Source organism: Kitasatospora sp. NPDC059795, from assembly GCF_042732175.1.
Lineage (GTDB): Bacteria > Actinomycetota > Actinomycetes > Streptomycetales > Streptomycetaceae > Kitasatospora.
On record NZ_JBHWID010000001.1, the window covers coordinates 708,560 to 726,641 of the forward strand.

The window sequence follows — 18,082 nt, forward strand, 5'->3', positions numbered from 1 at the left end:
GTCCGCACGTGCCACTCGCCGCCGCACCCCGGAGGTCGACCTGCTCGCGCTCGGCGCAGGAACAGCGAATCCCCCGGCGAAGGCGTCGGGGGATCAACTGATCTGTGGAGTACGCAGGTTGGGCTCAGGCGTCGCCGAACGTCCCGTTCCCCGCCGCTTCCGCGAAGGCGCCCCAGGCGGAAGGGGAGAAGCTGAGCGCGGGTCCGTCCGGGTCCTTGCTGTCCCGGACGAGCAGCGTGGCGTGAGAGGACACGTAGTCGGTGCTGATCTCCACGCACGCACCCTGACCGTTGGAGTAGCTGGACTTGAACCAGTTTGCGGCGGTTCGGTTGATCGGAGTGGCGGACATGTTGATGAGATCCTTCCGTGGCACCATCAGGCCCGTCGACGCGCTTCTGATGCGGCCCCTGTCCGACGGTGAGTACAGCGCGGTGCGGGTGGTGCGGACGAGCGAGCTGCCCGAGATGGACATGGACCACCACGTGACGTCGCGCATCCTCCGGGCGCTGGCGAACAAACACACAGGATGCGGTGTCCCGCCTCCCGCGAAGTGACCTCCGTCGTGACCTGCCCGACGGTCGTTTCAGTCCAGGGTGCTGGAAAGGCCGCCCGCGGAGCGGCAGTAGCCCTGGATCTCCTTGTCTGTGATCTTGCTGCACAGACGGCCGGCCGCGCCGTTGTCCGTGTAGTTGACGGTGTAGTAGCTCACCAGGCCCTGCGCGCAGGCCTTGCGCTGCCAGGCGTCCTTCGCGGTGGCGCACTGCTGCGCCGCCCAGTCCTCGCGGTCGAGGTTGTACTTCATGGTGCGCGAGCCCACGCCGCGGGAGCAGTCGTTCTCGCCGCCGGAGGCCTTCGCGTTCAGGCACCACTGGAGTGCCTGGGCGAACACCTCGGGGTGGTTGGCGTAGTCGTGCGAGGAGAGGAAGTACGTGGGGGCGTAGAAGAAGCACGCCGACTGGTAGAGCGCGGGCTGCTCGGGGCAGGGGTACAGCGGTTCGGCGGCGATCTTGTCCGCAGGGAGGTTCGCCTTGGCCTTCTCGTCCTCCTCGTCGGGGGCGAAGAGCTGCATGAAGACGCCCTCGGAGCAGGTGATGCGGCGGCTCTCGGAGGGGAACTTGTTGCACAGGTCGCGGGCGGAGGGGATGTCCTGCTTGGTGACGAACATGATGCCGTGGCCGACGCCGTGGATGCAGGGGCCCTTGTTGGCGGGGGCGCACAGGGTGAGGATGTCGCTCTGCGGGTCCTGCGAGTTGGCGAGCATCTCCTCGACCGCGCCGTGCAGGTAGCCGGCCGCGCAGGTCTCGTGCGGGAAGGAGATGACCTTCTGGAAGTCCTGGTGGTAGCGCTGGACGGCGGCGTGGCCGAGCTCGTGCGCGATCGGGTGGCAGAACCGCACGGTGTACGGCTTGTCCTTGGTGATCCTGTCGAGGTCGGCGAGGGCGACGCCGGGGTCGCCGGCGTCCATCTCGGCCATCAGCTTGTTGCGGAGCGTGGAGCGGGTCCACACCGCCGGGTCGCCGGTGGGCGAGGGGGACGCCGCGCCGGGGGCGGGGTCGGTGCGGCCGACCTGGCCGGCGGGGGAGACGGCGGCGGAGGCGGGCTTGGGCGTCCAGTCGGTGACCAGGACCGACCCGAGGCCGAGCGCGGCCAGCAGGACGGCGGTGACGACGGCGAACACACGCGGTTGCATGACGGACAGTCCCCCAGTGATCGACACGGACAGTACGCGGCCCATCCTGCGGCGTGACCACCGGAAACCCCCGCCCGGACACCGCCGACGGATGCAAGCGCCGGGCCACCATCACCCGAACACCGACCGCGCACCGTCCTTCAACGACGGCCTCGTTCCCTTGGGTGCGCCCCGCTCACCCGTTCGGCCGTCCCCCATGCACTACGCGTCACGGAGCCCATCGGTTGCGCCCGGATGCCGCCGGAGCTTCGCCGCCGGGTGGCGGCCGGTGCCGAGCACCAGAAAGGCCCAGAGCCCGGTGACGATCGCCAGCACGATCGCGGGGGCCTCCGGCCCGTACATGTCGTTCCCCTCGTCCCGGAGCAGGGCCAGGGCGAGCAGCGCGACGGCCAGCACCGACAACCGGGCGGGGGCGGCGGCGTCCGCGTAGTCCGGGTTGGCGGCGAACATCCCGAGGCCGATCAGGGCGAGCGGGGTGAGTGCCGCGATCGCCCACCGGGGGCCCGACGGGAGGTTCAACGTGCGCATGGGCCAGTTCCCCTGACGCCGAATCGGGAAATCGGACGTGTTCAAACGCGGACTACAGGGCAGTCGCGGGAGGCGGTGTCCAGGCCGGTCGTAGGAAGCGGGCGATGTCGGCGGATTCGGCGGCGATGCCCGCGGCGAGACCGGGTGCGGCCGTCGGGTCGAACAGGGTGACGTCGGCGTGGTCACGACGCCAGGACCAGGTGCCGCAGGCCAGGCCGTCGGCGAGGACGGCGGCGCGGATCAGGCCACCGCCCGGGCGGACCTGCCTCTGGTGTGCGGCCGGCACGGAGAGGGCCGAAGTGCGGTGGGCGACAAGGTAGTTGTCGTACATCGGGAGTAGCCGGAGGTCGGGCGTGGGGCCCGGGGCGGCGTCGAGTTCGTCGGCGCGGTCGGCGGGCAGGGCGCAGTCCTGGTCCTGCACGCGGACGGGGAGCAGGTCGAGGGAGTGCCAGGCGCGGCGGGCGGCGGAGGCGGGCAGGCCGGACCAGCCGACGAAGTCCTCGGGGGCGGCCGGGCCGTGGGCGTGCAGGTAGCGGCGGGCCAGGGCGGTGACGGCGGCGTCGCCGGTGGGGCCGTCGCCGGGGGCGTCGGGCAGCCAGTCGGCGAGCAGGACGTAGGTGGCGTCGCCGTCCCGGTCGGGGCCGAAGCAGATCCGGCCGCGCAGGGCGGCCCGGCGGATCAGGTGGAACGGCGCCTGGCCGTCCGCCGGGAGGCCGGCGTCGGCGAGGCGCCGGGTCAACTCGGCGCGGGTGCAGGGGCCTTGGGCGGCCAGGGCGTCGGTGATCACCGTCTCGGCGCGGTCGCAGAGGTTCTCGTCGAGGCCGAGTTCGCGGTGGCGGCGGGCGCTCAGGCGCAGGACGTGCGGGCCGAGCAGGTCGAGCAGCCAGTGCAGGTCGGCGGTGGTGACGGTGTGCAGGGTGCCGCGCAGGAACCAGCCGCGGACCAGGGTGCGGTCGACCTCCAGGGCGCGCCGGAGGTCCGCCGCGGTGAGGGCGTGGGTGCGGACACGGATGCCCAGGGCCCCGGCGCGGGCGTCCTGGGCCTGGATGCCGACGACCCGTTCGACGGTCTCGGCGGCGGAGGAGAAGGGGCGGCCGAGGCCCTGCCCCCCGGTGCGCAGGGCCCTCACCCGGTCGTCGTCCAGCTCCAGTGCGCGCATGCGCTCACCGTACCGTGACGGTTTTGGTGCGCGGTCCTGCCCGAAATCGGGCAGAATCTTTGGCAAATGGACACTTCCCGCCTAGGCTCCCCGACCGTGCCTGTCTCACCGCACCCTCATGAGGACCTGCTCGCCCATCTCGCCCGGACCACTGCGCTGGCCCCCGGGGAGGCGGCGCGGGTCGTCGCGGAGGTGCTGGCGTACTTCTCCGAGACCACGGAGGAGTACGTGCGCCGCCGCCACGGTGAGCTCCAGGCCAGGGGCCTGACCAACGATCGGATCTTCGCCCGCGTCGGCGCGGAGCTGGCCGCCCGCCGGGTGGCCGCGCCGGAGCTGTCGGTGCGGCAGCTGCGGCGGATGGTCTACGGCTGATCGGGCCCCGCGTCCACCTGACAAAACCTCGAACACCAGGAGTCCACGCCCATGTGCGGAATCGTGGCCTACATCGGCCCCAAGGACGCGTCCCCGTTCCTGCTGGAAGGCCTGCAGCGTCTGGAGTACCGGGGATACGACTCGGCGGGCGTGGCGGTGGTCGCCCCCGCCACCAAGTCCGTCCCGGCGAAGCTGAAGGTGTGCAAGGTCAAGGGCCGGGTCGCGGACCTGGCGGCGGCGCTGCCGGCCCGGTTCAAGGGCGGCGTCGGCATCGGCCACACCCGGTGGGCGACCCACGGCGTCCCGTCCGACGAGAACGCGCACCCGCACACCGACAACGACGGCCGGATCGCGGTGGTGCACAACGGCATCATCGAGAACGCCGACGAGCTGCGCGCCAAGCTGACGGCGGACGGCGCGGTGTTCCGCTCGGAGACCGACACCGAGGTGCTGGCCCACCTGATCGCCGCGCACCGCGCGGACGGCGGCGAGCTGGAGGACGCGGTGCGGGCCGCGCTGAAGCTGGTCGTCGGCACGTACGGCATCGCGGTGCTGGACGCCGAGCAGGCCGACCGGATCGTGGTGGCCCGCAACGGCAGCCCGATCGTGCTCGGCATCGGCGAGAAGGAGATGTTCGCGGCGTCCGACGTGTCCGCGCTGGTCCGCTACACCCGGCAGGTGGTGCACCTGGAGGACGGCGAGCTGGCGACGGTCCGCGCCGACGGCTTCCGGACGTTCACCGAGGACGCCCGGACCGTCACCCGGCAGCCGTCCACCGTCGACTGGGAGATCGGCTCGTACGACACCGGCGGGTACGCGCACTACCTGCTGAAGGAGATCCACGAGCAGCCCGGCGCCGTCGAGCGCACCCTGTCCGGGCGGCTCGACGAGCGGTTCGCCACCGCGCACCTGGGCGGGCTCAACCTGGACGCCCGGGAGCTGCGGGAGATCCGCCGGGTGAAGATCCTCGGCTGCGGGTCGGCGTACTACGCGGGCGAGATGGGCGCGCAGCTGATCGAGGAGCTGGCCCGGATCCCCGCGCACTCCGAGCCCGCCTCCGAGTTCCGCTACCGCAACCCGGTGATCGAGGCCGACACCCTGTACGTCGCGGTCAGCCAGTCCGGCGAGACCTACGACACGCTGGCCGCCGTGCAGGAGATCAAGCGCAAGGGCGGGCGGGTGCTGGGCGTGGTCAACACCGTCGGCTCGGCGATCGCCCGCGAGTGCGACGGCGGCATCTACCTGCACGCCGGCCCGGAGATCTCGGTCGCCTCCACCAAGGCGTTCACCTCCACCGTGATCGCCTTCGCCCTGCTGGCGCTGCACTTCGGCCGGATCCACGACCTGTCGCCCGCCGACGGCCGGCGGATCGTGGGCGCGCTGAAGGCGCTGCCCGAGCAGATCCGCGAGGTCCTGGGGCAGGAGAAGGCGATCGAGGCGCTCGCCGCCGAGTACGCCGACAGCCAGGGCATGATGTTCATCGGCCGGGTGCGCGGCTACCCCGTGGCCCGGGAGGGCGCGCAGAAGCTCAAGGAGATCTCCTACGTGCACGCCGAGGCGTACCCCGCCTCCGAGTTGAAGCACGGACCGCTGGCGCTGATCAGCCCCGAGCTGCCGACCGTCGCGCTGGTGCCGGACGACGAACTGCTCGACAAGAACCTGACCGCGCTCGGCGAGATCAAGGCCCGCTCCGGGCGCGTGCTGGCCGTCGCGCACCGCCCGATCGAGGCGCGGCTCGCGGACCACTGCGTGGTGGTCCCGAAGAGCGAGCCGGAACTCGACCCGCTGCTGCTCAACATCCCGCTCCAACTGCTCGCCTACCACGCGGCCGTGGCCCTCGGGCGGGACGTGGACAAGCCGCGCAACCTGGCCAAGAGCGTGACGGTGGAGTGACCTTCCTGCTCCGGAACGGCGGTGGCGGGTGCGTGTTCGCACCCGCCACCGTTCGTCCGACAAAGAGGTCTCAGGAGGTCAGGGGCTGACCGCGAGAACCAGGTAGGCGCCCAGGATCGCCAGGTGGACGCCGCCCTGGAGCGGGGTGGCGCGCTTGGGGATGACGGTCAGGGTGCCGACCGCGACCGTCAGGGCCAGCAGGATCATGTGATTGGCGCCGAGGCCGAGTTCGAGCGGACCGCTCAGCCAGGTCGAGGCCACCGCGACCGCCGGGATGGTCAGGCCGATCGAGGCCAGCGCCGAACCGAGCGCCAGGTTGAGGCTGATCTGCACCCGGTTGCGGACCGCCGCCCGGACGGCCGCGATCGACTCCGGCAGCAGCACCATCAGTGCGATCACCACGCCGACCACCGCGTTCGGCAGCCCCGCCGACGCCACCCCGCGCTCGATCGTCGGCGACACGCCCTTGGCCAGGCCGACCACCGAGACCAGGGCGACCGACAGCAGGCCGACGCTGATCAGCGTCTCCCTGCGGGACGGCGGCTCGGCGTGGTCGTCCTGCGAGTCGATCACCTCGCCCGCCGGCGTCACCGGCAGGAAGTAGTCGCGGTGCCGGATCGTCAGGGTCGACACGAACAGGCCGTAGATGACGATCGACGCCGTCGCCGCGAACGCCAGTTGGGTGGGGGAGAACTGCGGGCCCGGCGTCGAGGTGGTGAACGTCGGCAGCACCAGGCTCAGCGTCGCCAGCGTCGCGATCGCGCCGAACGCCGCGCCGGTGCCCTCCGCGTTGAACACCGCCTCCCGGTACTTCAACGCGCCGACCAGGATCGACAGGCCGAGGATGCCGTTGCAGGTGATCATCACGGCGGCGAACACCGTGTCCCGGGCCAGACCCGCGCTCTTGTCGCCGCCGTCCGCCATCAGCGTCACGATCAGCGCCACCTCGATGATGGTGACCGCGACCGCCAGCACCAGTGAGCCGTACGGCTCGCCGACCCGGTGCGCGATCAGCTCCGCGTGGTGCACGGCCGCCACCACCGACACCGCCAGGAAGACCGCCACCAACGTCACCACCGGCCACGGAAGTTCTCGGTGCCAGGTCGCCAGGAGCAGCAGGAACGCCATCACCGGGGCGATGGTCGTCCACTGCAGATAGTGCGGTCGAGAGGGAGAAGCCATACGGCTGAGCTTCGCAGATGGCACCGGCCCGGCCCGGAAGTGACACTCGTGGCGGCGGTCACGATGGACGTTGACGAACAGTGAGGAGCGGCGGAATGTTCTGCGGACGTCGGACGGTGCTGGCGGCGGCCCTCGGACTCGCGGCGGGGTGCGCGCGCTCCGGGCCGCCGGCGTCCGTCGCGCCTGCGCGGGTGCCACCCTCGCCGTCGCCGTCGCTGTCTCCCTCGCCGTCGTCGTCCTCGTCCGTTGCCGCGCCCGGTCGGGAGGAGGTGATCGCACGGTACGCCGGGCAGCGGCCCACCCGGTGGGGGACGGACCTGCCCGGGGTGGTGGCCGAGGTGCCGGACGGGGCGCTGGCGTTGACCTTCGACGCGTGCGGCGGGCCCGGCGGGGACGGCTACGACGCGGCGCTGATCGACACGCTGCGCCGGCACCGGGTGCCCGCCACGCTGTTCCTGAACGCCCGGTGGATCGACGCCAACCCCGGTCCGTTAGGCGACCTGGCCGCCGACCCGCTGTTCGAACTCGGCAACCACGGCACCGCGCACCGCCCGCTGTCCGTCACCGGCCGCTCGGCGTACGGCATCGCCGGTACCGCGGACGCCGCGGACGCCTACGGGGAGGTGGCGGACAACGCGGCGAAACTGTCCGCCCTGCTCGGCCGGCCGCCGCGCTGGTTCCGCTCCGGGACGGCGCACTACGACGAGGTCGCGGTGCGGATCGTCGGCGAACTCGGCGAGCGGGTGGCCGGGTTCGCGGTCAACGGCGACGGCGGGGCGACGTTCACCGCCGAGCAGGTGGCCCGCACGGTCGGCGCGGCCCCGCCCGGGGCGGTGGTGATCAGCCACTTCAACCACTCCGACGCGGGCACCGGACCCGGCTACGCGCAGGCGCTGCCCCGACTGCTGGACGCGGGGCGGCGGTTCGTCCGCCTGTCGGACTGACGGACAGTCAGTCCGCCTGCTCCTCCGGCGCGTCCGGCGCGTCCGGTGCGTCCGGTGCGTTCGGTACGTCCAGCTCGTCCAGGCGGCGCAGGCCGCGCACCCGCGAGCAGAGCACCACCACCGGGGCCACCGCCGTCAGCGCGCAGGCCGCCCAGAGGGCCGTGCGGGTGCCGCAGAGCGAGGCGGCGGCCAACGCCCCGACCAACAGGCCGCGTTCGCGCCCACCAGGCCATCCCGTTCCCGCTGCTCTCCGACGCCGCGCTGCGCCTCACTGCCGCGCTGCGCCTGCCCACCTTCCGGGCCGGCGGCGCCGAACGGCTCAAGCGCCTGACCCTGCTGCTCGACGCCACCCGCACGGCACCGCCCGTGCTGTACCCCGTACCCGACCCGGGCGGCTCGGTGCAGGACGCGCTCGCGCTCATCGACGCGGCCGGGTCAGGCCGGTGATCTTCGCGCCCGGTCGTACAGCAGGGCGGAGGTGACGGCGGCCAGCGCGCACCAGGTGGAGACGAACGCCAGCCGCCACAGCAGGCCGCAGACGAGCGCGCCCGCGCCGAGGACCACGCCGAGGCGGCGCAGCAGGCGGTCGCCCGAGCAGAGCAGAGCGCCCACCGTCGCGATCAGGTAGCCCGCCAGCAGCAGGCCGGCGGCCGGGACGCCGACGGCGTACTGGAGGGTGTGGCCGTGCGGGTGCGCCGACACCGGGCGCCGGGCGAGGGCGACGGCCAAGGGGACGGCGACCGCCGCGCCGAGCGCGGTGAACCAGGCCGCCGAGCGGCGGCCTGTCGCGCACCACACCGCGGCCGGCACGTACACCGGCAGCAGCGGCAGCGCGATCACCGCCCACACCGTGCGGGCCCATGCCCAGCCCGACCAGACGCCCGCCTCCGCCAGCTGGTGCAGGCCCAGCATCAACGGCAGTGCGGCGAGCGGGAGTTGGCGGGGAGTCCGGGTGCGCAGCAGGGTGGCGACGCCGACCGCCGAGACGGCGGCGCCGACGAGCAGATCGGCCCCGGCGCTCCAGCACACCCCGCCAGCGTACTGACCGGCCCCCGCGATCAGTACGACTGAAGCTCGATCAGCGTGCCCTGCGGGTCGCGCAGATGGGCGCTGCGCAGCGTCGGCCCCCACTCGGGCCGGTCGGTCGGCGGCAGCACGGGCGTCCCGCCGTGGGCCAGGCAGAGCGCGTACGCGGCGTCCACGTCGGCGACCCGACAGACGAACATGCCGGTGTCGACCGGGGCCGCGTCGGCGGGAGCCGGGGCGGTGCCGAGGGTGGCGGCCATCGCCGCCCGGTCGAACAGGACCAGGACCGCCTGGTCGCCCAAGTCCCAGTTGGCGTACGGGCCTTGTGTCGTGCCCTTGGCCAGGTGCGCGCCGAGCAGCGGGGGCAGGACGGCGTCGTAGAAGGCGAAGCAGGCGGCGAAGTCGGCGACCAGCAGGCGGGGGTGGAGCGCGTCCATCGACAATCCTCCGGAACTGGGGAGCGGGTCTGCACCCACTATGCCGACCGCCGGGGCCGGGGCCGACCGCCGGGGCCGGGGCCGACCGCCTGGCAGGGGTCGACCGCCGGGCAAGGGCGGTCGGGGCCGGCGGTTCAGCGGTCGCGGCGGAGGGACTTTCGCGGGCCGCGCACGAGGACGCGGCCGAAGCGTTTCTCGCCGGTCAGCGACACGTGCAGGGTGGTCGGTCCGGCGGGGGCCTGGGCCCGGTTCTTGACGCGGCTGTGCTCCAGCATCAGGGCGTCGGTGTCGACCACCATGCCCGGGCCGACGATCAGGGTGAGGTTCTTGCCGCGCATGTCGATGTCGATCTCCAGGGTGCCCCGGGTGATCACGGCCTGGGTGAGGTCGAGCGTCACGCTGCACCACTCCAGGTCGAGTTCCAGGCGGCGCGGCACCACCCAGCGGCCCTCCCGCTTGACCGCGCTCCACTTCTGCTCGATCCGCAGGACGTCCTTGGCCTCCGCGACCACCCCGTCGCCGGAGAGCGAGATGCTCGGCAGGTCCGCGGTGAGCTCGGCCAGTTCGCGGACGGTGCGCGCCGAGAGGGCGACCTCCAGGCGCTGGTCCAGTTCGTCCGACGTGAGCCGGCCGTCGCCCGCCGCGACGCGCAGGATGTCGGCCGTCCGGTCCCGGTCCGCGTGGGAGGCCCGGAGTTCGGGGTGGGTGCCGAGGCCGGAGGGCTTCCCGGCGGGCGAGATCTCTCCTGGCATGGGTTCCCGTTCTGAGCGTGGCGAAGGGCCGCCCGTGAAGGGGCGGCGACGAGAACTTACGATATATCGCGATAGGTGTTCTCGCCAAGGGCGGTCGACCGACGAGCGGTGGCTCGGCGAGGTTCCCGAACGGCCGAACTCCGCGTTCTGGGCGCGGAGTTCGGCGACGGTGCGGATGGCGGGCGCGGGTACGGCAGGGTCAGCCGGTGGTGATCACCTGGAGGATCGGCGGGTAGGCCGTGTTCTCCCGGCTGTTGAGGTTCACGGCCAGGCCCACGCGGCCGGCGGGCTGGCCGATCGTCAGGGTCAGGGCCGGGTCGGCGGTCACGGCGGCGGTGACGTCCAGGGCGATCCAGTCGGCGGCCGTGGAGATCCGGCCGGTGCCGAGCGCGGCGGCCGGGGCCGGGCAGCGGTTCCACGTCGCCGCCGTCTCCTGCCAGCCGCCGGGTGCGGTGGCGAAGGCCTGGAGGTCCGTCTCGGTGCCGCCCGAGTCGGCGACGACGCCGCGCACCCAGAGCACCGCGCGGCGCACCGTCCCCGTCACCTGCGAGGTGTCGAAGGCGAGGAGGGCGCGGCGGGAGAAACCGGAGGCCGTGGTGGCGGTGTTCTTCACCGTCAGCACGTTCGCCGTCCCGTAGTTGGCGTCGCCGTACGAGCCGTCCCGGACGTAGGTGTCCTGCACCGGGGCGAGCAGGGCGGCGTTCGCCGCCGCCGCCGCGCCGGAGGTGCGCAGCGTCACCGTGCGGCTCGCGCCCTGGGTGCCGCCGAGCTCCGCCAGCAGCTGCACCGCCGGGCCCGCCGACAGCACCGTGACGCCCGTGGCCGGGTCCGCCGAGACGTAGCCCGGCCGGGCCACCGTCACCTGCACCGCGGCGACCGTGCGGGACGGGTCCGCCACCGAGACGCTCAGCGTGCCGCCCGACTCGCGGACCAGCACCGAGCACGGCGCCGAGACGGTGATCGGGCCGGCGCTGCCCGCCGTGAAGAAGTTCGCCGCCGTCACGCCCGAGGCGGAGTCCGAAACCGCCTGAACGGAGGACGAGTTGGCCAGCACGGTGACGGTCGGGGACGCCGCCCGGGCCGCTGTCGCCGCCGCGTCCGCGCCCGGCAGCAGCAGGTACGCGTAGCCGGCGTTCGACGGGTCGGCGCCGTGGTCGAACCAGAGCGTCAGGTAGCGGCGGGTCAGCGCCTCCGAGCTGCCGCCGGAGTTGATGTCGTGCCAACTGCCGGTGCGGGCCTCGCGCTTGGCCTGCACGGTCGCGCCGCCGGGGAAGACGTAGCCGCCGAAGCCCGCGATCGTCATCGACTTCGCGCCCGTGAACCGCTGCGACCAGCCGAGGGCGGTCGGCTGGGCCGCCCCGTCCACGGTGAGCGCGTGCGTGCCGGACGCGCCGAGGTTGCGGTTCTCGACGACGGTCTCGACCGGCACGCCGTCGGCGCAGCTGATGCCCGCGCCCAGGCAGACCACCGAATCGTCCAGCAGGAACCAGGACTTCCAGCCCGAGAGCGTCGACGACAGCCCGCGCACCGCCTGCCCCACCGCCGCGTACGTGCCGTCGCTCGCACCGCCCGCCCACCCGCTGTCCGGGCGCGCCGCGCCCCAGGCGCCGCCGGCCGCGTCCGCGAGCTTCTTCGTCGAGACGGTCGTCCCCGGCAGGCGGTACGGGTCGACGGTCGGCCAGAACGCGTCGGCGTACTGGCCGTTGCCGGTCGTCGCGTTCCACCAGGCGAGGAGCCCGTTGTTGGTGTGCCAGCCGCGCACGTTCTCGCCGTTGCCGGTCTCGTAGAACGTCGTGCGCGCCGAGCACATCGACAACGAGACCGCCCAGTCGGCGCGCCGCGCCACCGCCCGGTCCATCGCGAACACCCGCGTGCCCACCGGCTCGGCGGCCGGTGCGACCGCGCCGTCCGCGACGAGGGCCTGGGCGCGGGCCAGTTCGGGGACGTCGACGGCCGCGTCCGAGAGGTACGGGCGGTAGTAGTCGCGGGCGATCCAGCCCTTCACTGCCGCCCGCCAGCGCGCGGACCGGTCGGCCGGGGCTGCGCCCGAGTTCGCCAGTCGGAGGATGTGGCCGATGATCGTGTGGCCCCGGCCGTGGTCGTCCTGCTGGAGGTGCAGGAGGTCGGAGGACTGGAGGCCCCGGCTGCTGGCCCGGCCGACGACCGAGTCCATCACGAGGCCGTTGAAGAGGAACGGCGCGTAGGCCGAATCCACCGCGTCGAAGACGTTCTGGCGCTGCGGGTCGGTGACCTCCCAGGTCGAGCCGGCGAGCAGGGCGAACAGGCGGCTCAGGCCGCTGAGCAGCACCTCGCCGTAGGACCCGGTGTACGGGACCCAGGTGTGCTGGACGAACGAGCCGTCCGGGTAGAGGCCGTCCCCGGTCAGCACGTACGGGAAGACCGGGGACAGCGCGGCGGAGGCGGTGGCGAGCTTCGCGGCGCTCCTGCCGACGACGCCGCGCAGGGCGAGGACGCGGCAGAGGTCGACGCGGTTGGCGCCGGTGCTCGTGCCCGAGTAGGCGGAGACCTTGGAGTCGGGGACGGCGTGGTCGACGGCCGCGCAGTAGGCGGTGAGCCGGTCGGTGGTGAGCCGGGGCGCGAGGAGGACGCAGGTGTCGAGCAGCGCCTGCGGCGAACCGATCTGCCAGTCCCACCAGTTGTCGTAGGTCGTCGCGGTGGCGGTGTACGCGGAGGCGCAGAGCTGGTCGAGGCCTGCGGCGACGGCCGCCGCGAGAGTCGCGTCACCGGTCAGGCCGGTGCCCGGCTGGGCCCAGGCGAGGGCCATGGTGCGGAGGCGGACGAAACTGCCGGTGATGTTCGCGGAGACGGAGCCCAGAGGGAGGTCCGGCCAGAGGGAGCCGGCGGTCGGTGCCATCGCCTGCTGCTGGGTGCGGGCGCGGTCGCCGAGGGCGCGCAGCGCGGAGGCGAACGGGTCGGCGGCCGGGTCGAACCCGGTGCCGGTGAGGAGCGCGAGCCAGCGCAGGCGGAGGGTCTCGTACGGGTCGGCGGTCGCGGCACCTGCGGCGGTGGCGGTGGCGGGGCCGGCGACGGCGAGGGTGAGGGCACCGGCGGTGCCGGCCTGGATCAGGGTGCGACGGGAGAGGGCAGGCAGGGGCACGACGCCTCCGGGAGGGGGTGGGAAAGCGCTTTCCGGCTGCCCGACGGTAAGCGCTTTCCCGCTGGGGCGTCAACGGTCCGGGAGGGCATTCGGTAAGCGCTTTCCACGCCCCCGGCGTGCAGGTTTCCGAGCCGGCCCGGCGGGGCAGGACGGGCGCGTCCCGCCGGGGGCCGGCTCCGGGCGGGCGAGTGGTGCCTCCCGGCGGCGGTCGCGTCGGTGCGGGTGGCGTGGGGGTGGCGGGGGTCGCATGGTGGGGGGTGGGGGCGGGCGGGCCTGTGGGGTGGGCGGGCCTGTGGGGGTGGACGGGCCTGTGGGGGCGGGCGGGTTCTGACTGCGGGTCAAAGTGGGCTCGGGTAGGGTGCGTTCGGATTTTCGGGTCGGGTCGAACGGGGACGGAGTGGGAATGCGGATCGGAATTCTCGGCACGGGGACGGTCGGGCAGACTCTCGGCAGCAAGCTGGTCGCGCTCGGGCACGAGGTCGTTCTCGGGTCGCGGAGCAAGGGCAACGACGCGGCCGTCGACTGGGCGGAGCGCAGCGGGCAGGGCGGGCGGGCCGGGACGTTCGCGGAGGCGGCCGAGTTCGGGGAGCTGGTGATCGTCGCCACCTCCGGCACCGTCGCACTGTCGGCGGTGGACCTGGCCGGGTCGGAGCACCTCGCCGGGAAGACCGTGCTCGACGTGTCGAACCCGCTGGTGTTCTCGCCGACCGGGGAGATGACGCTCGACCCCGTCAACACGGACAGCGTCGGCGAGCAGCTTCAGCGCGCGCTGCCCGAGAGCCGCGTCGTGAAGGCGCTGAACACCGTCACCGTCACCGTCATGGTGGACCCGGACCGGATCCCCGGCGAGCACCAGCTGTTCGTGGCGGGGGAGAACGCCGAGGCGAAGGCGCAGGTCACGGCGCTACTGGGAGAGTTCGGCTGGCCGGCGGGGCGGGTGCTGGACCTCGGCGGGATCGAGGCGGCGCGGGGGACGGAGATGCTGATGCCGTTCTGGATGACGCTGATGCGGCACTTCGGGCACGCCGACTTCAACTACGCGATCCGGACCGCGAACTGAGCGCGAGAGGCAGCACCATGAGCAGCAACCCCACCGAGCAGCAGCCCCCGTTCAGCCCGCTGGACGAGGACTGGAGCACCGCCCTGGCGATCGTCGCCCACCCGGACGACATGGAGTACGGCGCGTCCGCGGCCGTCGCCCGATGGACGGCGCAGGGCAAGCGGATCAGCTACCTGATGGTCACCAGCGGCGAGGCCGGGATCGACGGGATCGAGCCCGAGCAGTGCCGGCCGATACGGGAGCGGGAGCAGGTCGAGTCGGCGGCGCTGGTCGGGGTGGACACCGTGGAGTTCCTCGGGTACCCGGACGGCATGGTGGAGTACGGGCTGCCGCTGCGCCGGGACCTGTCGCGGGCGATCCGGCGGCACCGGCCGGAGATCGTGATCACGACCAACTTCCGTGACACGTACGGCGGGGTGTTCCCGAACCAGGCGGATCACATCGCGGTAGGGCGGGCCACGCTGGACGCGGTGCCGGCGGCCGGGAACCGGTGGGTGTTCCGGGAACTGCTCGCCGAGGGCAACGAGCCGTGGAACGGCGTCCGCCAGGTGTGGGCGGCCGGGTCGCCGGACGGGCGGCACGGTGTCGACATCACCGGGACGTTCGCGGCCGGCGTCGCCTCGCTGGAGGCCCACCGGGCGTATCTGGCAGGTCTGAGCGGCGAGATGGCGAACGCCGCCGAGTTCCTGGAGTCGATGGGCCGGATGGCGGGGGCCCGCCTCGGGACGACGTTCGCCGCGGCCTTCGAGGTGGTCAACTTCCGCTGAGCGGCGGCGAGGCGCCGTCGGGCGCGATCCGCCGTCGGGCGCGATCGGGGCGGGCGGCCCGACTGCGCGCCACGATGGTGCACGTCGGCGACGTCGGCGCCCCGCGAGCGCGGTGATCACCGCCCGCCACCGGCCGCCACCGGCCGCTGACCAGCAGGTGTCGACGGAGCGTCAGTGCCGGCCGTCGGCGGGGACGTCCTCGCCGCTGTCCTGGTGCGGGATGCGGCTGCCGGCGTCGTACACCGGGCGGCGACGGCGGCGGTGGCGCAGCCAGGCGCGGGTGGCGACCAGGGCGAGGACGGCGAGGACGGCGATCAGCAGCAGCACCTGGTAGCGGACGGCCTGCCGGTACAGGACGGTGATGTTGCTGCCGGCGGAGTAGCCGACCGCCGCCCAGACGCCCGCCCACAGGACGGCGCCCGCGGCGTTGGCGGGCAGGAAGCGCCGCCACGGCATGCCGGTGGTGCCGGCGACGACGCCGTTGGTCTGGCGCAGGCCGTCGACGAAGCGGGCGCCGGTGACCACCAGGGTGCCGCGGCGGCGGAAGAAGTCCTCGGCGCGGGCCAGGCGCTCGGGGGTGAGCCGCAGGTAGCGTCCCCAGCGGTGGACGAACGCCAGTCCGCCGGTGCGTCCGATCAGGTAGGCGAGGCCGTTGCCGGCGAACGCGGCCAGCACGGCGACGGTCAGCACCACCGGCAGCGACAGCTGCCCGGCGCCCGCGTAGACGGCGGCCAGCACCAGGATGGTCTGGCCGGGCACCGGGATCACGCAGTTGTCGAGGAACACCAGGACGCCGACCGCCAGGTAGCCGTAGTCGTCCAGCAGTGGCGCGAGCTGGGCCAGCGGGCCCGGCAGGGGTGGGGGCAAGGCGGACCGCTCCTCCCACCGGGCCGAGGCCCGGGATCAGCGCTGCTCTTCGGCGAGGCGGTGCTCGACGACGCAGTCGGGGCCGGGGTAGACGAGGCCGGCGTGGCCGTCCTCGAAGCGGACAAGATACGGCGGCTCGCCGTCGGTGCCGCGCACCTCGACGATCTCGCCCTTGCGGTCGGTCATGCCGACCGACCTGCTGTACATGTGGACGTGGTCTCCCACGGTGGCTTGCATGGCTGCTCCTGCGGTTCGGCGGGACCTGGCCGAGCGGCCGGCGGCTGCTGGCCGGGACCGGTGGGACGCGGGGGCGGACCCCTGCTTCCGCGGACCCCTGTTTCCACTGTGCGGCGGCGCTCCGGGCGGTGCAATGGCGGAACCGGTCAGCCCGCACTCGGCCTACGGTCGGCCCGCAGTCGGCACACGGTCGGCACACGGTCGGCCCACCGGGGAGATCGGCCCGCGGGAGGCGTCGGTCGGCGGGGTCGGCGAGGTCGGTCGGCGCGGTCGGTCAGCCGGCGAGCTCGGCCGGCGGGGTGGCGAGGTAGCTGCGCACCAGGCGCTTGCACTCGGCGATCAGCTGCGGGTCGCCGTCCGGGGCGGCGCGGAAGGCGAGCTTGAGGACGGCGTCCGCGCACTCCATGGCGACCCGCAGGGCGAGCGCGTAGCCGGGGGCGGAGAAGAGTTCGCCGCCGATGGTGCGCAGGCGCAGGGCGACGGCCGCGTTGTTGTCGAGTTCGGCGTCGAGCATGTGCAGGTCCTCGACGGAGGAGGGGAGGGCGTCGACCAGGCCGAAGTCGAGGTGGCCGAAGCCGGGCAGGGTGCGCTTCATCGCCACGAACTCCTCGACCGCGAGGTCGGTGAACTCGGCGACGCCGGGGCGTCCGGCGGCGTCCACCCGGCGGGCCAGGCCGTCCAGGAAGACCGCCAGGTTGCGTTCGGCGAGGGCGGCGAGCAGGCCGTCCTTGCCGGAGAAGAACTGGTACAGGGTGCCGATCGGCACCTCGGCGCGCTGCGCGACCTCCTTGGTGGTCAGCCCGCCCGGGCCGACCGCGTCGAGCAGGCCCGCGCAGGCGTCCAGCAGCCGCTCGTACCGCTCCTGGCTGCGCTGCTGCACCGGGCGGCGGCGGGCGCCGGCCGCCGGGGCGCGGGAGGCGGAGACGGGGGCGGAGGGCTGCGCGGTCATGCCGGACACTCTGCCGCATCGGGTCGCGTCGCGGCCAATCCCCGTGCCAGGTCGGCGGGGCGGTGTGATTGGGTGGCCGTTCGACGGCGGACGGAACGAGAGGCGGGGTCGGTGTGGACGGGCGGCCGGTGACGGTGCAGCGGGCCGGGCGGATCGAGGACGGCGGGTGCCGGCACCTGCTGGTGTGGCGGGCCGGGCCGGGCTGGCGGATGGTCAGCTCCGGGGTGCTCGGCGGCGGCCTCGGCGAGCGCCACTGGGTCCTCAACGCGCAGGTCCGGGCCGGCTACGGGCGGATGGACCCGGACGCGCACCTGGCCGAACTCGCCGCCGCGCAGGGCCTGGTGGGCCCGGGCGTGGGCCTGATGACGGCCGCCGAGGTGGACGCCTGCACCTGGGCGGAGGACGGCGGCGTGACGGCGGTGGTCACCACCGGCATCGGGGTGCCCACGTGGGCCGCCGCTCAGCCTGACGGGTCGTCAATTCCGTTGCCGGGCAAGCGGGTTGCTTTCGTTCCGGGGACGATCAACGTGCTGGCGGTGGTGCCGGCGGCGGTGGCGGACGCCGGGCTGGTGAACCTGCTGGCGACGGCCACCGAGGCGAAGGTGCAGGCCTTGCTGGAGGCGGGCCGCGACTGCTCGGGCACGCCGTCGGACGCGATCTGCGTCGCCGTGCGGACGCCGGTGGCGGGCGAGCCGGTGGAGCCGTTCGGCGGGCCGCGTTCGCACTGGGGCTCGCGGCTGGCGCGGGCGGTGCGGGCGGCGGTGTTCGAGGGCGGGGTGCTGGACCGCGAGCGGCGCGCCGAGTACGACGGGCCGCCGCTGCACCCGGCGACGGTGCAGGGCTGCGAGCTGGCCGACGTGCTGACGGGTCGGTGAGTGCGGGGGGATCAGGTGCCGGGCAGCTGGTCCTGGTCGATGACGTAGACCCGGGTGCGCTCGGGCGCGTCGGCGCAGTGCCGGCCGAGCTTCTCCCAGCGGGACTCGGGGGAGTGCAGCGGCCGGTGGCACCGACGGCACCGGACGACCGGGGCGGGGCGGCGCTCGACAGCTGTCCCCGGCAGCGGCGGTTCGATGGTTTTCAGGTCGGTGCTCACCCCTCCAG

Annotated in this window: 20 protein-coding genes and 1 pseudogene; 7 read left to right on the forward strand and 14 right to left on the reverse strand. The window is 73.8% G+C overall.

What is annotated here, in order from left to right; translation table 11 throughout:
* Positions 1-124 precede the first annotated feature (124 nt).
* The 4 genes from ACFV4P_RS03440 to ACFV4P_RS03455 form a co-directional block, all read right to left on the reverse strand.
* Entirely contained in the window at positions 125-349 is a 225-nt protein-coding gene (locus ACFV4P_RS03440) for a DUF397 domain-containing protein (protein ID WP_380466841.1), read from the reverse strand.
* 234 nt (positions 350-583) lie between these two features.
* Complete coding sequence (locus tag ACFV4P_RS03445; RefSeq protein ID WP_380466844.1) at positions 584-1,690, reverse strand: hypothetical protein; 1,107 nt, start codon at positions 1,688-1,690, stop codon at positions 584-586.
* 201 nt (positions 1,691-1,891) lie between these two features.
* Positions 1,892-2,218, reverse strand: a complete 327-nt coding sequence (locus ACFV4P_RS03450) for a hypothetical protein (protein ID WP_380466846.1) — start codon at positions 2,216-2,218, stop codon at positions 1,892-1,894.
* 52 nt (positions 2,219-2,270) lie between these two features.
* On the reverse strand, positions 2,271-3,377 hold the full coding sequence (locus tag ACFV4P_RS03455) for a winged helix DNA-binding domain-containing protein (protein ID WP_380466849.1): 1,107 nt from the start codon (positions 3,375-3,377) through the stop codon (positions 2,271-2,273).
* Between the two features lie 66 nt (positions 3,378-3,443).
* Between ACFV4P_RS03455 and ACFV4P_RS03460 the strand changes: the two genes are divergently transcribed.
* Together ACFV4P_RS03460 and glmS are read left to right on the forward strand one after the other, a co-directional pair.
* Complete coding sequence (locus ACFV4P_RS03460; protein ID WP_380466852.1) at positions 3,444-3,749, forward strand: hypothetical protein; 306 nt, start codon at positions 3,444-3,446, stop codon at positions 3,747-3,749.
* A gap of 51 nt (positions 3,750-3,800) precedes the next feature.
* Positions 3,801-5,642, forward strand: a complete 1,842-nt coding sequence (glmS, locus tag ACFV4P_RS03465) for a glutamine--fructose-6-phosphate transaminase (isomerizing) (protein ID WP_380466855.1) — start codon at positions 3,801-3,803, stop codon at positions 5,640-5,642.
* 78 nt (positions 5,643-5,720) lie between these two features.
* Here the strand turns inward: glmS and ACFV4P_RS03470 are convergent, their stop codons facing one another.
* Positions 5,721-6,824, reverse strand: a complete 1,104-nt coding sequence (locus ACFV4P_RS03470; protein ID WP_380466858.1) for a calcium:proton antiporter — start codon at positions 6,822-6,824, stop codon at positions 5,721-5,723.
* A 269-nt stretch (positions 6,825-7,093) separates the two neighbouring features.
* On the opposite strand from ACFV4P_RS03470, the gene ACFV4P_RS03475 reads away from it, so the two are divergent.
* On the forward strand, positions 7,094-7,768 hold the full coding sequence (locus ACFV4P_RS03475) for a polysaccharide deacetylase family protein (protein WP_380466861.1): 675 nt from the start codon (positions 7,094-7,096) through the stop codon (positions 7,766-7,768).
* A gap of 7 nt (positions 7,769-7,775) precedes the next feature.
* Here the strand turns inward: ACFV4P_RS03475 and ACFV4P_RS03480 are convergent, their stop codons facing one another.
* Positions 7,776-7,973, reverse strand: a complete 198-nt coding sequence (locus ACFV4P_RS03480; protein ID WP_380467129.1) for a hypothetical protein — start codon at positions 7,971-7,973, stop codon at positions 7,776-7,778.
* On the opposite strand from ACFV4P_RS03480, the pseudogene ACFV4P_RS03485 reads away from it, so the two are divergent.
* Positions 7,956-8,215 (forward strand): annotated as a pseudogene (locus ACFV4P_RS03485) (HxlR family transcriptional regulator); the annotation flags it as partial. The gene ACFV4P_RS03480 and the pseudogene ACFV4P_RS03485 overlap by 18 nt on opposite strands.
* Here ACFV4P_RS03485 and ACFV4P_RS03490 read toward each other — a convergent pair.
* The 4 genes from ACFV4P_RS03490 to ACFV4P_RS03505 form a co-directional block, all read right to left on the reverse strand.
* Positions 8,204-8,797, reverse strand: coding sequence for a DUF6629 family protein (locus ACFV4P_RS03490; RefSeq protein WP_380466864.1), 594 nt, complete (start codon positions 8,795-8,797; stop codon positions 8,204-8,206). The pseudogene ACFV4P_RS03485 and the gene ACFV4P_RS03490 overlap by 12 nt on opposite strands.
* 29 nt (positions 8,798-8,826) lie before the next feature.
* A complete protein-coding gene (locus ACFV4P_RS03495) occupies positions 8,827-9,231 on the reverse strand; it encodes a VOC family protein (protein ID WP_380466867.1) in 405 nt (134 codons plus the stop codon).
* Between the two features lie 134 nt (positions 9,232-9,365).
* Complete coding sequence (locus tag ACFV4P_RS03500; protein WP_380466870.1) at positions 9,366-9,983, reverse strand: DUF1707 domain-containing protein; 618 nt, start codon at positions 9,981-9,983, stop codon at positions 9,366-9,368.
* 199 nt (positions 9,984-10,182) lie between these two features.
* Positions 10,183-13,101 (reverse strand): polysaccharide lyase family 8 super-sandwich domain-containing protein, encoded by a 2,919-nt coding sequence (locus tag ACFV4P_RS03505; protein ID WP_380466873.1) that lies wholly within the window; start codon positions 13,099-13,101, stop codon positions 10,183-10,185.
* A 403-nt stretch (positions 13,102-13,504) separates the two neighbouring features.
* Between ACFV4P_RS03505 and ACFV4P_RS03510 the strand changes: the two genes are divergently transcribed.
* Both ACFV4P_RS03510 and ACFV4P_RS03515 read left to right on the forward strand, forming a co-directional pair.
* Complete coding sequence (locus ACFV4P_RS03510) at positions 13,505-14,161, forward strand: NADPH-dependent F420 reductase (protein WP_380466876.1); 657 nt, start codon at positions 13,505-13,507, stop codon at positions 14,159-14,161.
* Between the two features lie 17 nt (positions 14,162-14,178).
* Positions 14,179-14,928, forward strand: coding sequence for a PIG-L deacetylase family protein (locus ACFV4P_RS03515; RefSeq protein WP_380466879.1), 750 nt, complete (start codon positions 14,179-14,181; stop codon positions 14,926-14,928).
* 171 nt (positions 14,929-15,099) lie between these two features.
* On the opposite strand, the gene ACFV4P_RS03520 is transcribed toward ACFV4P_RS03515, so the two are convergent.
* The 3 genes from ACFV4P_RS03520 to ACFV4P_RS03530 all read right to left on the reverse strand — a co-directional run bounded on the left by ACFV4P_RS03520 (position 15,100) and on the right by ACFV4P_RS03530 (position 16,981).
* Positions 15,100-15,795, reverse strand: a complete 696-nt coding sequence (locus ACFV4P_RS03520; RefSeq protein ID WP_380466882.1) for a DedA family protein — start codon at positions 15,793-15,795, stop codon at positions 15,100-15,102.
* A 36-nt stretch (positions 15,796-15,831) separates the two neighbouring features.
* A complete protein-coding gene (locus tag ACFV4P_RS03525) occupies positions 15,832-16,032 on the reverse strand; it encodes a DUF1918 domain-containing protein (protein WP_380466885.1) in 201 nt (66 codons plus the stop codon).
* Positions 16,033-16,306: 274 nt separating this feature from the next.
* On the reverse strand, positions 16,307-16,981 hold the full coding sequence (locus ACFV4P_RS03530) for a TetR family transcriptional regulator (RefSeq protein WP_380466887.1): 675 nt from the start codon (positions 16,979-16,981) through the stop codon (positions 16,307-16,309).
* 128 nt (positions 16,982-17,109) lie between these two features.
* Between ACFV4P_RS03530 and ACFV4P_RS03535 the strand changes: the two genes are divergently transcribed.
* Positions 17,110-17,856 carry an adenosylcobinamide amidohydrolase gene (locus ACFV4P_RS03535; RefSeq protein WP_380466890.1) on the forward strand — a complete coding sequence of 249 codons (747 nt, stop codon included), beginning with the start codon at positions 17,110-17,112 and terminating at the stop codon, positions 17,854-17,856.
* 11 nt (positions 17,857-17,867) lie between these two features.
* On the opposite strand, the gene ACFV4P_RS03540 is transcribed toward ACFV4P_RS03535, so the two are convergent.
* Complete coding sequence (locus ACFV4P_RS03540) at positions 17,868-18,074, reverse strand: DUF6011 domain-containing protein (protein ID WP_073810144.1); 207 nt, start codon at positions 18,072-18,074, stop codon at positions 17,868-17,870.
* Between the last annotated feature and the right edge of the window lie 8 nt (positions 18,075-18,082).

What these genes read in the sequence shown, in the direction of transcription:
- ACFV4P_RS03445 (WP_380466844.1), bottom strand. Translation starts at nt 1,690, where the DNA reads ATGCAACCGCGTGTGTTCGCCGTCGTCACCGCCGTCCTGCTGGCCGCG.
- ACFV4P_RS03440 (WP_380466841.1), bottom strand. Translation starts at nt 349, where the DNA reads ATGTCCGCCACTCCGATCAACCGAACCGCCGCAAACTGGTTCAAGTCC.
- glmS (WP_380466855.1), top strand. Translation starts at nt 3,801, where the DNA reads ATGTGCGGAATCGTGGCCTACATCGGCCCCAAGGACGCGTCCCCGTTC.
- ACFV4P_RS03510 (WP_380466876.1), top strand. Translation starts at nt 13,505, where the DNA reads ATGCGGATCGGAATTCTCGGCACGGGGACGGTCGGGCAGACTCTCGGC.
- ACFV4P_RS03500 (WP_380466870.1), bottom strand. Translation starts at nt 9,983, where the DNA reads ATGCCAGGAGAGATCTCGCCCGCCGGGAAGCCCTCCGGCCTCGGCACC.
- ACFV4P_RS03530 (WP_380466887.1), bottom strand. Translation starts at nt 16,981, where the DNA reads ATGACCGCGCAGCCCTCCGCCCCCGTCTCCGCCTCCCGCGCCCCGGCG.
- ACFV4P_RS03470 (WP_380466858.1), bottom strand. Translation starts at nt 6,824, where the DNA reads ATGGCTTCTCCCTCTCGACCGCACTATCTGCAGTGGACGACCATCGCC.
- ACFV4P_RS03460 (WP_380466852.1), top strand. Translation starts at nt 3,444, where the DNA reads ATGGACACTTCCCGCCTAGGCTCCCCGACCGTGCCTGTCTCACCGCAC.
- ACFV4P_RS03525 (WP_380466885.1), bottom strand. Translation starts at nt 16,032, where the DNA reads ATGCAAGCCACCGTGGGAGACCACGTCCACATGTACAGCAGGTCGGTC.
- ACFV4P_RS03455 (WP_380466849.1), bottom strand. Translation starts at nt 3,377, where the DNA reads ATGCGCGCACTGGAGCTGGACGACGACCGGGTGAGGGCCCTGCGCACC.
- ACFV4P_RS03515 (WP_380466879.1), top strand. Translation starts at nt 14,179, where the DNA reads ATGAGCAGCAACCCCACCGAGCAGCAGCCCCCGTTCAGCCCGCTGGAC.
- ACFV4P_RS03495 (WP_380466867.1), bottom strand. Translation starts at nt 9,231, where the DNA reads ATGGACGCGCTCCACCCCCGCCTGCTGGTCGCCGACTTCGCCGCCTGC.
- ACFV4P_RS03450 (WP_380466846.1), bottom strand. Translation starts at nt 2,218, where the DNA reads ATGCGCACGTTGAACCTCCCGTCGGGCCCCCGGTGGGCGATCGCGGCA.